Source organism: Streptomyces populi, assembly GCF_002911015.1.
In the GTDB taxonomy this organism is placed as follows: domain Bacteria; phylum Actinomycetota; class Actinomycetes; order Streptomycetales; family Streptomycetaceae; genus Streptomyces; species Streptomyces populi.
The window spans coordinates 66820-80224 of record NZ_KZ626855.1; the positions used below are offsets into that span (position 1 = coordinate 66820).

Consider the following 13405-nt stretch of genomic DNA (forward strand, 5'->3'; position numbering starts at 1 on the left):
TTCAGTTCGCGGCCGGGACCGACCGGCCCGAAGGTGCCTTCGCGGGCCGGGGGTTGAGCATGCGCTCGGCCAACTCACCGAAGACCAGGCCGAATCCGCCCCACAGGGCGGTCTGGATGGCCAGTGCGGAGAGCCTGAACCGCCACAGCAGGGTGGCCGGGAAGTCCTTCGGGACCTCGTTGACCACGGGCAGGAACTGGTAGGCGAGTCCGATCGCGACGGCGAAGGCGGCCACCGCGGTGACGGTGGCGTACCAGTTGCCGAGGCTCGGTGCGAGGCGCTTGCCGAGGATGACGGCACCCACCGCGAGGAGCACGCTGAGGACCATCATCAGGAAGTACAGGGTGGTCCGCTTGGCGATGGTGTCGCCGTCGCCGACCGACGGCGGGTTGGCCGGGTACTTCAGGAACGGCACGACGTACACGGCCAGCAGCGCGGTCCCGGACAGCAGGAGCGCGGTCGCGCGCGGGCCGAAGCGGCCCACCCGGCCGAGTGCGAAGCAGTAGGCGAGCGCGGCGATGCCGCCGAAGGCGACCCCGTAGACCAGGACACCGGTGGCCAGGCCCGCGGTGGACTGGAGGCTGCGGGAGACGAGTTCGACCTCGTGCCCGTGTTCGTGCGCGTGGGCCTCCTCGAAGCCGATGGCGCTGTCGACGCTCGGTTCGCCGAGGAAGTAGGCGACGACCAGGGCGAGTACACCGGCCGCGAGGCCGGCGAGCATGCCGCGGACGAGGAGGTTTCTTACCGTTGCGGAGTTCATGGGTGTGCGCGGTCCCCTCGGGTCAGTGGCAGGGGAAGCCGAGCAGGTGGCGGGCGTCGTGCACCCACTCGTGGACGTCCTCGCCGGAGACGACGGAGGTGGCGCCCTGTTCGGCGCCGACGAAGTACAGCAGGACCAGCATCAGGACGCCGAAGAAGACGGCCCAGGGGGCGATCGCCTTCAGCGGCAGCGTGGCGGGAACGGCGGGGGTGGTGGCTGTCGGCTGAGCGACGGTCTGCGCCATGGCAGGACCTCCTCGGGAGTTCGCGTCCCATCTCGGTGGTGCACAGGATGACGCCTACGGGTCTGACTCACGGGGCGCCCAGCGTGGCTGGGGCGTCTCGCTCACAGTGGCGCGACCGTGCCGGATTTCCGCCGGCTTCCGTCTTGACGTCATCGATATCGGACCGACCGTACCGCGTGCCGCGTACCTGGCCAAGACCGCGCCGACCGGGGTGATCTTCCTCTCGTCCCAGGTGGCGGGTCCTCACGGTGGTCACAAGGCGCCGTCGGACAGCCCGAGTTCACGCTCGCCGAGCGGGGCGAAGAAGCGTTCGACGTCGGCGTCGGTGACCTCGGCGAGCGTGGCCGGGGACCAGCGCGGCTCGCGGTCCTTGTCGATGATCTGGGCCCGGACGCCCTCCACCAGGTCGGGGGCGGACAGGGCCGCGCAGGACACGCGGTACTCCTGGTCCAGCACCCGCTCCAGCGAGCCGAGCCGCCGGGCTCGGCGCAGGGCGGCCAGCGTGACCTTCAGGGCGGTGGGCGAGTTGCCGAGGAGGATCTCCGCCGTCTCCTTCGCGGCCGGGTCGCCGGCCGCGAGCAGCCGCTGGACGATCTCCTCGACCGTGCCGGCGCCGTAGCAGGCGTCGATCCATTCGCGCCGCTCCGTGAGTTCCGCCGGGGGCGCGGGCCGCTCGTGCGCGGCCAGGGCCTCGGCCACGGGCCGGTCGGCGAGGTCGGACAGCAGCCGCGGGAGCGCGGCGGACGGCACGTAGTGGTCGGCGAGGCCGCACAGCAGCGCGTCCCCGGCGCCGATCGAGGCGCCCGTCAGGGCGAGGTGGGTGCCGAGTTCGCCCGGGGCGAGGCCGAGCAGACGGGTGCCGCCGACGTCGGGGACGAAACCGATGCCGGTCTCGGGCATGGCGACACGCGAGCGTTCGGTGACGATCCGGACGCTGCCGTGCGCAGAGACACCGACGCCGCCGCCCATGACGATGCCGTCCATGACCGCCACGTACGGCTTGGGGTAGCGGGCGATGCGGGCGTTGAGGCGGTACTCGTCCCGCCAGAACGCGGCGGACGCGGTGCCGTCCCCGTCGCGCGCGTCGTCGTGGACGACACGGATGTCGCCGCCCGCGCACAGTCCGCGTTCCCCGGCACCGGTGACGACGACGGTCTCGACGGCCGGGTCGTGTTCCCAGGCGGTGAGCGCCTCGTCGATCCGGCGCACCATCTCGTGGTTCAGGGCGTTCAGCGCCCTGGGCCGGTTGAGGGTGAGGCGGGCGGCCCGCCCCTCGGTGTGCAGCAGGACGGGATCCCCGGCACCGGGTGCCTCGGTGCCGTTCATCCGGACACATCCGTCAGCCGACGGGCCACGACGACGCGCATGATCTCGGTGGTTCCTTCCACGGTCCGGTCGGTTCGCCGGTCACGACGATCTCCTCGCCACCGTACCCACCGGGTGACCCGGCCCCGCGCGTCAGGCCTCCTTCCCCGGCCGCAGCGGGTACAGCCGCGGCAGGTTGACCACGATCGCCTCCTGGGTGCTGCGGGCGATGACGACGACGGCCTCCTCGGTGGGGTCCGGGTTCTCCTCGCGGTGCGGCACGAACGGGGGCACGAAGATGTAGTCGCCGGGTGAGGTGCGCAGACGTACCTCCTCGGGTTCGTCCCCCGAGTCGTCGACGAAGACGAACTCGGGGTGCCCGCTGACCACGTGGATGGCGGTCTCGGACTCTCCGTGGTGGTGGTCCGAGGAGGCGGTGGCGGGGGCGACGTGGGTCTGGCCCATCCACAGCTTCTCGGAGCCGACGGTGGTGCCGCTGACCGCGGCGAATCTGCGCATGCCCCCGGTCTGCGCCGTGTCGCCGTCGAGGGCGTCGGCGCGGACGTGGTGCAGGCGAGTGCGCAGGGGGCGTCCGGACTGTGCTGCGGCGTCCGGGAGACGGGGGTGGAAACCTTCGCCGGGGGTCGTGGTCGGCTCGCTCATGGAGGGGGACGCTAGAGCGGCCCGGAAAAGGATGTCAAGAGGTGTCCATTGCCGTTCACCTGCGGCAATGTTCCCGCAATGTATGCGGGGAAGCGAGAGAAACCCCGTCGGCGGACACCGGGTCGGGCATCATGTGCGCATGCATATCTCCGCGAAGGCGGACTACGCCACGCGGGCCCTGCTGGAGCTCGCCCGCGAACCGGCCCGCCCGCTCACCTGCGAGGCCATGGCCTCCTCACAGCACGTTCCGTTCCGGTTCCTGAAGTCCGTGGTGGGCGAGTTGCGCCGGGCCGGTCTGGTGCGCAGCCAGCGCGGCTGCGAGGGCGGGTACTGGCTCGGCCGGCCCGCCGACGAGATCACCCTGCTGGACGTCGTGCGCGCCGTGGACGGTGAGCTGATCACCTTGCGCGGCGAGCCACTGGCCGGGCTCGACTACCCGGGGGCCGCCGCCGGACTTCCCGGGATCTGGCGCCGTATCGAGGCGGACGCCGCGGCACTCCTGGGCGGGACGACCCTGGCCGCGTTGCTGCCCCCGGGGACGGCCGGGCAGCCGGCCCGCAAGGGCGCCGCGTGACCGCGTCCGGCCGGCCGGCGGGGCGAGCCGTGGAGGCAGAAACGATGGCAGTGGTGGAGGTGGTGGAGTACACCGACCCGCTGTGCCCCTGGGCCTGGGGGTCGGAGCCGGTGTTCCGCAGGCTCCGCGCCGCGCTGGCGGGCCGGGTCCGCTGGCGACGCGCGTACTGCGTCCTGTTCGACCACGACGACGACCCGGCACCCGACCCGGAGGCCGAGACCGCCTGGTACGCGCGCTACGTCGAGGGCATCAGCGCTCACACGGGGGCCCCGCGGGCGCGGCGGCTGAGCCGCGTCGCGGCGAGTTCATGGCCGTCCTCCCTGGTCGCCAAGGCGGCGGAGGGGCAGGGCGAGGAGGTGTCCGAGCGGGTTCTGCGGCGGCTGCGGGAGAGCGTGTTCGTGCTCGGCGAACCGGCGGACACCCCCGCGCTGGCGCTTTCCGCGGTCCGGGGTGTGCCCGGCCTCGATCTCGCGCGGCTGGCCGCCGACGCGGCGTCGGCGGCGCTGTCGGAGGCGGTGCGCGCCGACCGCGCGGAGGCGCGCCGACCGGTCCGCGAGGTGCTGTCCGCGCGCGGTGACTCACCCCATCCCGGCGCCGCCAAGGAGACCGCGGACGGCGGACACCGCTACGCGCTGCCGACCCTGCTGGTCCGCGCTCCCGCGGGGTGTCGCGCCGTACCGGGCTGGCGGCCGTACGAGGAGTACGCGGCGGCCTTCGACGAACTGAGCCCCGGGCTGCTGACGGAGCCCGTGCGGCCGGCTCCCCCTCGGGCGCTCGCGCGGTACCGGAGCCTGACCGGCCCGGAACGCGCGGCGCTGACCGCCGGTCTCTGGCCTCCGGCCGACGCCGTCCGCGTCGAGACCGGCAACGGCCCCCTGTGGCTGCACCCCGAGGAGGCCGCCGTGCATCCGGCCGTCCATGGCGCTCCCACCGTGCCACGCCACATTCCTGAGTGACCGTCAGGACGGCGGGGCGAGCCCCGGGCACGCTTCCCGCCCGCCCCGACCGGCCCTGACCGGCCGTCACTCAGGCACGACGGCCGCCGTGCCACCACTCCCCGCGGCCGTTCCTGATCGGAGGTCAGGGCTCGTCCCGCCCAATGAGACACCAATTGGTGTCCATTGACAGCCGCCGAGAACCGGCCCCAGGATGTGCACCATGCTCACGACGCACCCCGGCGTGGTGTGCCGCTACGTGGACCTGCGGCGCACCTGTAGCGCTCTCTGTCGCTGACCGCCCGCCGCCCACGGCTCCCAGGCGCCTGACTCCACTTCCGCCGGCACCGGCCACGCGCCGCACCACCGCCCGGCCCCCGTCGTCGCGCGCCGCCCTCCTCGTGCCCCGTCGCCTCCGCTCGCCCGGCCTCCCGGCCCTCCCCGCGGTCCGCCGACGCCTCCTGCCCTGAACCCGGCCTGCCCCCGTGCGCACCGAAGCCCACGCCGGCATGTCCGTTTTCGGGCTGCGCGTCACCGGCCGCGAGGACGTGCCGTCCTCCGCTCCCCCGCCCGCCGCCCCGACGCGGGCCGGAGCCCTCGCAGAAAGCAATCCGATGCCCGGACGCCTCACGCCCCGCACCCCCGCAGACACCTTCCGCCCCGCCCGGCGGCCCGGCCGGCTGCGCGCCGCCGCCCTGGGAACCGCCCTCGCCTCGGTGCTCGTCCCCGCGCTCAGCGCCTGCGGCGGCGAGGCAGGTTCGGCCGGCGGTTCCTCCGCCGCCCTGAAATGGACCTCCTCCTACTTTCCCGCCCACTGGGATCCGGTCGTCAGCGGCAGCGGCGCCCAGTTCCGTGAACTGGCCCTGGTCTACGCCTCGTTGACGCGGACGGACGAGGACGGAAAGGCCGTGCCGGACCTGGCCGAGAGCTGGGACTACAACGCCCGGGGCGATGTGATCACCTTCCATCTGCGCCCCCACCTGAAGTTCAGCGACGGCACACCGGTCGACGCCGACGCGGTCAAGGCCGCCATCGAGCGGGCCAAGAAGCAGAAGAACTCCGCCCTGTTCGGGGACCTGACGTCCATAAAGACGGTGGACGCCAAGGGGCTCGACACGGTGATCCACCTGAGCCAGGTCGACTACCAGATCCCCCAGCTGCTGGGCGAGCGCGTCCTCCAGATCGCCAGTCCCAAGGCGGCGGCGTCCCCCGGAAAGCTGGACCAGAACCCGGTCGGCGCCGGACCGTTCATCGTCACCCAGCTCGTCCCGGGCACCAAGGCGGTCCTGGAGAAGAACCCGGACTACTGGGACGCGAAGAACATCCACATCGACCACGTCGAACTGAGCTCCGCCCCCGACGCCTCCACCGTCGTCTCCGGACTCCAGACCGGCGTCTACAACTTCGCCGACATAGCCCCGAGTCAGGCCGAGGCGGCCAAGAAGGCCGGGCTCGACGTCTTCGTGCAGCCCGGCTTCAACGCCTCCAACCTCAGCCTCAACACCAACAAGGCGCCGTTCGACGACGACAAGGTCGTCGACGCGGTCCGTTACGCGATCGACCGTCAGGAGTTCGTCGACAAGCTGACGTTCGGCTACGGCTCGGTGACCGACCAGCCCTTCCCGAAGGGGTACGTCGCCTACGACCCGCGGTCCGAGGACGCGTACGCCCACGATCCCGCGAAGGCGAAGAAGCTGCTGAGCGAGGCCGGTCACAAGCCGGGCTCCCTGAAGCTGGACCTGGTCGTCCCGGCCGAGGACCCCCAGGCCGAGATCGTCCAGGCGCAGCTGGCGAAGGTCGGCATCAAGGTCACCATCAAGATCGACAAGAACTGGGCCACACCGTTCTTCGCCAAGGACCTGACGTTCTCCCTGTACGGCACCACGGGCCGTGACTCCGCGGCGCAGACCCTCACCGCGCACTTCGGCCCGGACGGTCCGCTCAACCTCAGCTCGCCCTACGAGCCGGCCGGCTTCGAGGCGGCCATCGCCAAGGTCCGCCGCACCCCGCTGGACTCGCCGGACTACGCGGAGGTCCTCCAGGCGGCGACCCGGGCCGGTCTCAAGAGCAAGGCGCTGGTGTTCACGTACTCCTCGCCCAACCTCATCGCCAAGAGCAAGTCCGTCTCCGCCCTGCCGAAGAACCCCGCCCACATCGACTGGACCGGCGTGACCATCGCCGGCGGCAGCTGACACCCCGCCCACGACAGAGAGGGGGCAACCCATGACGACGACGGAGGCACCGGCCCCGTACGGCGTCCCACTCCCGGCCGTCGCGGCCCGGACCCGGCACACCCTGGGCCGCGTCCTGGCCGCCCTCGCCCGGTCGGCCGCGATCTTCGTGCCCGTCTTCCTGGTCGCGACGTTCGTGACCTTCGCCCTGCGGTCGCTGAGCGGGCTGAGCCCGGCCCGCATCCAGCTGGGCGAGGAGGCGACGCCCGAGGCGGTCGCCCGCGTCGAGGCGCAGTGGGGTCTCGACCGGCCCTTCCTCGTCCAGTACGGGGACTGGTTCGGCGACGTCCTGCACGGGCGGCTCGGCACGAGCTGGACCAACGGCGCCGACATCTCCACCCTCATCGGCCTGGGCCTCGCCGTGAGCCTGTCGGTGGCGGCCTTCGCGCTGCTCATCGGCGTCGTCGCGGGTTTCGCCCTCGGCACGGTCGCGGCACTGCGCCGCACCACCTGGGTCGACCGCGCGATCACCGGTTTCGTCACGGTGATCTCGGTGATGCCGGCCTTCGTCGTCGGCATCGTGCTCGTCACCGTCTTCTCGGTGGGACTGCACCTGTTCCCCTCCGCCGGGTACGTCCCGGCGGAGCAGGGACTGGGGCCCTGGCTCGCCCACATCACCCTCCCCGCCGTGGCGCTCAGCTTCGACGTCGTCGCCGACGTCGCCCGCCAGCTGCGCGGCAGCCTCGTCGGGGCCTACCGCGAGAACTACGTGACGGGCGCGGTGGTCCGCGGGCTGAGCCCGCGCCGGATCTTCTTCGGCCATGTGCTGCGCAACGGCCTAGGGCCCGCGCTCGCCACCCTCGGACTGAAGTTCCCCGCCCTGGTCGGCGCCTCCGTCGTCACGGAGTGGATCTTCGGGCTCCAGGGATTCGGACGGTTCGCCAACGACTCCGCGCAGGCCGGTGACGTACCGGCAGTGCAGGGCGTCCTCGTGGTGTCGATCGTCCTGGTCGTCGCCTTCAACCTGCTCGTCGACCTGGTGCTGGCGCGCGTCACGCCGGCCTCGCGGCGGGGGGTGTGAGCATGACGCGCCGTGTTCTCGCCCTCGCCTCCGGCCGGATCGCCGCAGCCGTGCTCGCCGCGATCGCCGTGCTCGCCCTGTTCGGGCCCCTGCTCGCCCCGCACGACCCCCTGGCCACCGGCGACCACCCGCTGGCCGGCGCCTCCGGCGCCCACTGGCTGGGCACGGACTACCTCGGCCGTGACGTGCTGAGCCGGCTCCTGGACGGTTCGCGCGTCAGCGTCCTCGGCTCGCTCGAGGTCGCGTTCACGGCCCTGGCCGTCGGCGCGGTCCCCGGCATCCTGTCGGTCCACCTCGGCCGGGTCTTCGAATGGGTCACCCTCCGGCTCGCCGACACCCTCGTCGCCCTGCCGTTCCTGCTGTTCGCCGTCGCCGTGGTGGCGCTGCTCGGCAACGGGCTCACCCAGGCGATGCTGGTCACGGGCGCCCTGGTGTCGCCCCTGTTCTACCGCGTGGCCCGCGCCGCCACCCTGGCCGTCGCCCGTTCGCCGTACGTGGAGGCCGCGATCGTCTCGGGCGCCTCGACCGGCTGGATCGTACGCCGTCACGTGTGGGCCAAGGTGCTCCCGCCGATCGCGGTCGCGCTCGCCCAGACCGTCGGCGTCGGCTTCGTCATCGTGTCGAGCCTGACCTTCCTCGGCATCGGGGTGCAGCCTCCCGCACCCACCTGGGGCGGTCTGCTCGCCTCGGATCTGGGCTACCTCGGCCACCAGCCGTGGGCGCCGCTCGCCCCCGCCCTGCTGATCATGGTCACCGTCTGGGCCTGCAACCTCCTCGCCGACGCCGTCCGTGACGTCTCCGGCGAGGCGGGCCGCGCACTGACCGGCCGCCCCGGGGCACGCCCCGACCAGCGTTCCGAGACCGCCCCCGCTCCCTCCGGAGGTGTGTGATGCCACCCCTGTCCGAGAAGCTCCTCACCGGGACCGCGAAGGCCGAGCGGGCCGAGCGGGCTCAGGAGAAGACCCCGAAGGCCACCGAGGCCGCGCGGACCGCCGGCGCAGGTCCCGCGAGCCCGTCCGGTCCGCCGTCCCCGGTGCTGGCCCTGCGCGACGTGCGCATCGGGGACCGGGCCGGCGGCCGGGAGATCGTCCACGGTGTGAGTCTCACGCTCACACCCGGCAGCGCCGTCGGCATCGTCGGCGAGTCCGGCAGCGGAAAGACCCTCACCTGCCGGGCCGCGCTGGGCATCCTGCCCGCCCCGTTCGAGGTCACCGGCGGCTCGGTGGAGATCGACGGGCACGACATCGCCGGCCTGTTCCCCGCCCGGTGGACGGACCTGCGGGGCGCCACGATCAGCGCCGTCTTCCAGGACCCCGCCTCCTACCTCAACCCCTCGATCCGCGTGGGGGCCCAGATTGCCGAGGTGGTCCGGGTCAAGCAGGGACGGAGCCGGCGCGCGGCACGGCGCCGCGCGGTCGAACTGCTGCGGTCGGTGCAGCTGCGCGATCCGGAACTCGTCTCCTCCCAGTACCCGCACGAGCTGTCCGGCGGCATGCTCCAGCGGGTCCTGATCGCCGTGGCCATCGCCGCGGGACCGCGGATCCTCATCGCCGACGAGGCCACCACCGCGCTCGACGTCACCGTCCAGGCCGAGATCCTCGACCTGCTGGCCGACCTGCGCGAGCGGACCGGACTGGCCCTCGTCGTGGTCTCCCACGACCTGGCCGTCGTCGCCCAGCTGTGCGACGAGGTCCTCGTCATGCGCCACGGCGAGGTGGTCGAACAGGGCTCGGCCGAGGACGTGCTGCACCACCCGCGGCACGAGTACACCCGGCTGCTGATCGCCGAACACGAGCAGTACGGCCTGGAGAAGTTCCGCACGCCCGAGGAGGACGCATGAGCAACGACACCGCCGGGTTCGGTCCGGCCCCGGAGACCACCGGCTCCGAGCCTGCGACCCGGCCCGTCCTGGAGGTCCGCGGCCTCGAGGTGCGCTACGGACCGCGCCGACGCCGCCGGCACGCGCTGCGCGGCGTCTCGCTGAGCGTCGCGCCGGGCGAGACCGTCGGGATCATCGGCGAGACGGGTTCGGGCAAGTCCACCCTGGCCCGGGCCGTGCTCGGTCTGGTGCGCGCCTCGGCGGGGTCCGTGGTCCTCGACGGCGAGGACGTGACCGCCCACGGCGGTCGGCAGTGGCGCGCGCTGCGCCGCCGGGGCGTGGTCCAGTACGTCTTCCAGGACCCCCTGCGCAGCCTGGACCCCGATCTCACCGTCGAGGCCTCGCTGGGCGAACCCCTGCTCGTGCGGGGTGTGTCCCGCGCCGAGACCGCGCGGCGGGTCCGCGCCTTCCTCGCCCGGGTCCACCTCACCGAGGACCTGCTCGGCCGGCTGCCCGGTGAGCTCTCCGGCGGACAGCGCCAACGCGTGGCGGTGGCACGGGCGTTGGTCACCGAACCCCGGCTGGTCATCCTCGACGAACCGGTGAGCGCCCTGGACGCCGCCAACCGCGTCCAGATCCTGAGGATCCTCGAGGAACTGCGCGACGACGGCGTGTCCCTCGTCTTCATCTCCCACGACCTCGGTTCCGTCGCCGGAATCGCCGACCGGATCGCCGTGCTGTACCGGGGTGAACTGGTCGAGACCGGGGCCGCCCGCGAGGTCATCGGCCGGCCCCGGCACCCCTACACGCGGCTGCTCGTCCGCTCCGCCCCGACGCTGCGCTCCGCCCCGGCCGACCGGGCCGAACGCGCGGCCCTGCGCGCCCTGCTGCCCGCCTGAAGCCTCGAAAGACAGGAAGAAGAGCCATGACCCGAACCATCCATCTCGCCCTGCACCCCTACGGCGTCGGCGGGCCCGGCCAGCACGGGCTGTGGAAGGACCCGCGCGTCGCGAAGAACGCCAGCATCGACATCGACTACTACATCCGGCTGGCCAAGGCGGCCGAACACGCCCTGTTCGACGCCCTGTTCATCGTCGACAGCCAGTTCATCAACGCCACCTATCCGGCGCATTACCTCAACCGCCTGGAACCGCTGACCCTGTTGTCCGCGGTCGCCACCCACACCCGGCACATCGGCCTGGTCGGCACGGCGAGTTCGACCTACAACTCGCCCTTCAACCTGGCCCGCCGCTTCGCCTCCCTGGACCACATCAGCGGCGGCCGGGCCGGCTGGAACGTCGTCACCAGCTTCGACACCGGTACGTCCCGGAACTTCGGCCTCGACGAGCACCTCGACTACACGGCCCGGTACGGACGCGCGCTGGAGTTCGTCCGGGTGGCCCGGGGCCTGTGGGACTCCTACGAGGACGACGCCTTCCCCGCGGACGTGGAGCGGGGCGTCTTCCTCGACCCGGCGAAGCTGCACGCGCTCGACCACGAGGGCGAGCACTTCAAGGTGGCGGGACCGCTGAACCTCTCCCGCTCCCCGCAGGGACAGCCGGTGATCTTCCAGGCCGGTGTCTCCGAGGAGGGACGCGACCTCGCGGCGCGGGTGGCCGAGGGCATCTACGCCCCGGGCGGCACGCTCCAGCAGGCCCAGGAGTACTACGCCGACATCAAGAAGCGCACCGCCTCCTACGGCCGCGACCCCGACCACGTCAAGATCTTCATCCACGGGGGCCCGGTCGTCGCCGCCACCGACGAGGCAGCCCGGCGCCGCGAGCGGGAGATCTTCGAGGAGGACAACGACTTCGAACGCAACCTCGCCCTGCTCGGCCGCTCCTTCGGCGCCTACGACTTCGGCGCGCACGACCTGGACGCGCCGTTCCCCGATGTCGCGCACCTCGCCGAGAAGGGGGGCCGCACCGGCGCCGCGGCCCTCATCGAGCGGGCCCGGACGGAGAACCTGACGCTGCGCCAGGTCGCCGAGTCCGTCAATCAGTTCCGTGGCTCGCCGTTCGTGGGTGCGCCCGGGACCGTCGCCGACACGATCGAGAAGTGGTTCGACGCCGGCACCTTCGACGGCATCAACCTCGCCTTCCGCACCGAGGACGAACTGGACCTCTTCGTCGACGGCGTCGTCCCGATCCTCCAGAAGCGCGGGCTGTTCCGCACCGAGTACGCGGCCGACACGCTGCGCGGCAACCTCGGCCTGCCCGTCCCGGCCAACCGGCACACCCGCGAGCCGCGGCTCGCGGACGGCTGAGGCCCCCGGCGACCGGGGCGGGCGCACCCCCGCCCCGGTCCGGTCCTCCGCCCCGCCCGGCACACCCGGACGCCCGCACCCAACGCAACGCAACGCAACGGACGATCCCGCATCCGCAGGAGTATGAGATGACCCAGCACAGCGACCACCACGGCCCCGAGGGCCTGCTGGTCCGCGGCACGATCCTCGTGGTGCCCGGTCGCGGCGAGAGCCGGGCGACCTACGCGCGCCTCGGCGCGAGGCTCGCCGCCGACGCCTACCGCGTCCGGGTGATCGACCCCCCGGACCTCGACGCCGGGGACCCGGCCGCGTCCCTGACCGAACTGGAGGCCCGGCTCGCCGAGGCCGTCGAGGACACCGTCTCGACGGACGGTGTCGTACGGCCGGTCGTCCTCGTCGGGGCCGACTCGGGGGCCGCCGCGCTCGCCGCGCTCCTCGGCGGGGACCGCGCTCCGGCCGCCTGGGCGCCGGACGCCCTGGTCCTCGCCGGCCTTCCCGGCCCGTCCGCGGAGACCGGCACCGCCGTCGGCACGTGGGACGACGAGCTCGACGTCCGCACCTCGTGCCCCACCCATCGGGGCAGTCTCACCCAGGACCCCGAGGTACGGCGCGGGTCGCTCGACGCCCCGGTCCCGCGCCCCGTGCTCGGCGCCGCCTACGACAGCGGGGCATCGCTCCCCACCCTGCTGCTCGTCGGCGATTCCGATCCCCTCGCCGACCACGAAGCGCTCGCCCGCCTGGTCAAGTCCCTGCCCCTGGCCCGTCTCTCGGTCGTGCGCGGCGCCCACCACGACGTCCTCAACGACCTCCAGCACCGCTCGGTGGCGGCCGAGATCGTCACCTTCCTCGAAGCACTGCGGGGCGGTGACCCGCGGCCGCTGATCACCGTGCGGTCGAGCGCCTGGTGACGGTTCCCCTCTCTTCCGCCGCAGTCCTTCTTCCTGCTTCACGTATCCGCGTCCCGACCCGGAAGGTCCCCCATGGCCACGATCGTGTCCGTCTCCGGAAGTCCCTCTCCCACCTCCCGCACCACCAGGCTGCTGCGCCACCTCGACGAGCGGCTGCGCCGCCAGGGGCACGAGGTCACCCCCTTGGAGGTGCGTACGCTGCCCGCCCACGCGCTGCTCGGCGCCGACTTCCGGCATCCGGCGATCGTCGAGACGGCGGCCCTGTTCGAGGGTGCCGACGGTGTCGTGATCGGCACTCCGGTCTACAAGGCGGCCTACTCCGGCCTGCTGAAGTCGCTCCTCGACCTGCTCCCGCAGTACGCACTGGCCGGCAAGACGGTGCTGCCCCTCGCCACCGGCGGCAGCACCGCCCATGTCCTCGCCATCGACTACGCGTTGCGTCCCGTGCTGAGTTCCATGGGCGCGTCCCACATCGTTCCGGGCTGGTTCACGCTCGACAAGGACGTCACGCTCGGCGCCGACGGCACCCCTGTCATCGCGCCCGCCTCCGCCCGGGCCCTGGAACAGGTGACGGACACCTTCTCGGCCGCGCTGGGAGGCCGCACCACCGCGCTCGCGTCGACCGCCTGAACCGGCCCGACGGCACGAAACCTCCACCGCGTTCCAGGGCCCGGGCGGA

The 13405-nt window shown here is 72.8% G+C and carries 14 protein-coding genes and 1 riboswitch; of the genes, 10 read left to right on the forward strand and 4 right to left on the reverse strand.

Annotated features, from left to right (window positions below):
• Position 1: 1 nt before the first annotated feature.
• The 4 genes from CW362_RS11455 to CW362_RS11470 all read right to left on the reverse strand — a co-directional run bounded on the left by CW362_RS11455 (position 2) and on the right by CW362_RS11470 (position 2972).
• Positions 2-760: a CbtA family protein gene (locus tag CW362_RS11455; RefSeq protein WP_103549279.1), complete on the reverse strand. Its 759-nt coding sequence runs from the start codon at positions 758-760 to the stop codon at positions 2-4.
• A 22-nt stretch (positions 761-782) separates the two neighbouring features.
• Complete coding sequence (locus tag CW362_RS11460; RefSeq protein WP_103549280.1) at positions 783-1004, reverse strand: CbtB domain-containing protein; 222 nt, start codon at positions 1002-1004, stop codon at positions 783-785.
• 34 nt (positions 1005-1038) lie between these two features.
• A riboswitch (cobalamin riboswitch) is annotated at positions 1039-1191 on the reverse strand.
• A gap of 65 nt (positions 1192-1256) precedes the next feature.
• Positions 1257-2330: an enoyl-CoA hydratase/isomerase family protein gene (locus CW362_RS11465; RefSeq protein ID WP_103549281.1), complete on the reverse strand. Its 1074-nt coding sequence runs from the start codon at positions 2328-2330 to the stop codon at positions 1257-1259.
• A gap of 132 nt (positions 2331-2462) precedes the next feature.
• A complete protein-coding gene (locus CW362_RS11470) occupies positions 2463-2972 on the reverse strand; it encodes a cupin domain-containing protein (RefSeq protein ID WP_103549282.1) in 510 nt (169 codons plus the stop codon).
• A gap of 139 nt (positions 2973-3111) precedes the next feature.
• Here CW362_RS11470 and CW362_RS11475 point away from each other — a divergent pair, with 139 nt between their 5' ends.
• From CW362_RS11475 to ssuE, 10 genes are all read left to right on the forward strand, one after another.
• A complete protein-coding gene (locus CW362_RS11475) occupies positions 3112-3546 on the forward strand; it encodes an RrF2 family transcriptional regulator (RefSeq protein WP_103549283.1) in 435 nt (144 codons plus the stop codon).
• A 44-nt stretch (positions 3547-3590) separates the two neighbouring features.
• Positions 3591-4502, forward strand: a complete 912-nt coding sequence (locus tag CW362_RS11480) for a DsbA family oxidoreductase (protein WP_103549284.1) — start codon at positions 3591-3593, stop codon at positions 4500-4502.
• Positions 4503-5095: 593 nt separating this feature from the next.
• A complete protein-coding gene (locus tag CW362_RS11485) occupies positions 5096-6673 on the forward strand; it encodes an ABC transporter substrate-binding protein (RefSeq protein WP_103549326.1) in 1578 nt (525 codons plus the stop codon).
• Positions 6674-6704: 31 nt separating this feature from the next.
• Positions 6705-7733 carry an ABC transporter permease gene (locus tag CW362_RS11490; protein ID WP_103549285.1) on the forward strand — a complete coding sequence of 343 codons (1029 nt, stop codon included), beginning with the start codon at positions 6705-6707 and terminating at the stop codon, positions 7731-7733.
• A 2-nt stretch (positions 7734-7735) separates the two neighbouring features.
• The gene (locus tag CW362_RS11495) at positions 7736-8623 is read left to right on the forward strand and encodes an ABC transporter permease (RefSeq protein WP_103549286.1); all 888 of its coding nucleotides are present in this window, start codon (positions 7736-7738) and stop codon (positions 8621-8623) included.
• On the forward strand, positions 8623-9573 hold the full coding sequence (locus CW362_RS11500) for an ABC transporter ATP-binding protein (RefSeq protein WP_103549287.1): 951 nt from the start codon (positions 8623-8625) through the stop codon (positions 9571-9573). Before CW362_RS11495 ends, CW362_RS11500 begins: the two co-directional genes overlap by 1 nt.
• Positions 9570-10451 carry an ABC transporter ATP-binding protein gene (locus tag CW362_RS11505; protein WP_103549288.1) on the forward strand — a complete coding sequence of 294 codons (882 nt, stop codon included), beginning with the start codon at positions 9570-9572 and terminating at the stop codon, positions 10449-10451. Before CW362_RS11500 ends, CW362_RS11505 begins: the two co-directional genes overlap by 4 nt.
• A gap of 26 nt (positions 10452-10477) precedes the next feature.
• Positions 10478-11818 (forward strand): LLM class flavin-dependent oxidoreductase, encoded by a 1341-nt coding sequence (locus tag CW362_RS11510; protein ID WP_103549289.1) that lies wholly within the window; start codon positions 10478-10480, stop codon positions 11816-11818.
• 128 nt (positions 11819-11946) lie between these two features.
• Complete coding sequence (locus CW362_RS11515) at positions 11947-12726, forward strand: alpha/beta hydrolase (RefSeq protein WP_103549290.1); 780 nt, start codon at positions 11947-11949, stop codon at positions 12724-12726.
• A 72-nt stretch (positions 12727-12798) separates the two neighbouring features.
• Positions 12799-13356, forward strand: coding sequence for an NADPH-dependent FMN reductase (gene ssuE / locus CW362_RS11520; RefSeq protein WP_103549291.1), 558 nt, complete (start codon positions 12799-12801; stop codon positions 13354-13356).
• Positions 13357-13405: the final 49 nt, after the last annotated feature.

What these genes read in the sequence shown, in the direction of transcription:
- CW362_RS11455 (WP_103549279.1), bottom strand. Translation starts at nt 760, where the DNA reads ATGAACTCCGCAACGGTAAGAAACCTCCTCGTCCGCGGCATGCTCGCC.
- CW362_RS11460 (WP_103549280.1), bottom strand. Translation starts at nt 1,004, where the DNA reads ATGGCGCAGACCGTCGCTCAGCCGACAGCCACCACCCCCGCCGTTCCC.
- CW362_RS11465 (WP_103549281.1), bottom strand. Translation starts at nt 2,330, where the DNA reads ATGAACGGCACCGAGGCACCCGGTGCCGGGGATCCCGTCCTGCTGCAC.
- CW362_RS11470 (WP_103549282.1), bottom strand. Translation starts at nt 2,972, where the DNA reads ATGAGCGAGCCGACCACGACCCCCGGCGAAGGTTTCCACCCCCGTCTC.
- CW362_RS11475 (WP_103549283.1), top strand. Translation starts at nt 3,112, where the DNA reads ATGCATATCTCCGCGAAGGCGGACTACGCCACGCGGGCCCTGCTGGAG.
- CW362_RS11480 (WP_103549284.1), top strand. Translation starts at nt 3,591, where the DNA reads ATGGCAGTGGTGGAGGTGGTGGAGTACACCGACCCGCTGTGCCCCTGG.
- CW362_RS11485 (WP_103549326.1), top strand. Translation starts at nt 5,096, where the DNA reads ATGCCCGGACGCCTCACGCCCCGCACCCCCGCAGACACCTTCCGCCCC.
- CW362_RS11490 (WP_103549285.1), top strand. Translation starts at nt 6,705, where the DNA reads ATGACGACGACGGAGGCACCGGCCCCGTACGGCGTCCCACTCCCGGCC.
- CW362_RS11495 (WP_103549286.1), top strand. Translation starts at nt 7,736, where the DNA reads ATGACGCGCCGTGTTCTCGCCCTCGCCTCCGGCCGGATCGCCGCAGCC.
- CW362_RS11500 (WP_103549287.1), top strand. Translation starts at nt 8,623, where the DNA reads ATGCCACCCCTGTCCGAGAAGCTCCTCACCGGGACCGCGAAGGCCGAG.
- CW362_RS11505 (WP_103549288.1), top strand. Translation starts at nt 9,570, where the DNA reads ATGAGCAACGACACCGCCGGGTTCGGTCCGGCCCCGGAGACCACCGGC.
- CW362_RS11510 (WP_103549289.1), top strand. Translation starts at nt 10,478, where the DNA reads ATGACCCGAACCATCCATCTCGCCCTGCACCCCTACGGCGTCGGCGGG.
- CW362_RS11515 (WP_103549290.1), top strand. Translation starts at nt 11,947, where the DNA reads ATGACCCAGCACAGCGACCACCACGGCCCCGAGGGCCTGCTGGTCCGC.
- ssuE (WP_103549291.1), top strand. Translation starts at nt 12,799, where the DNA reads ATGGCCACGATCGTGTCCGTCTCCGGAAGTCCCTCTCCCACCTCCCGC.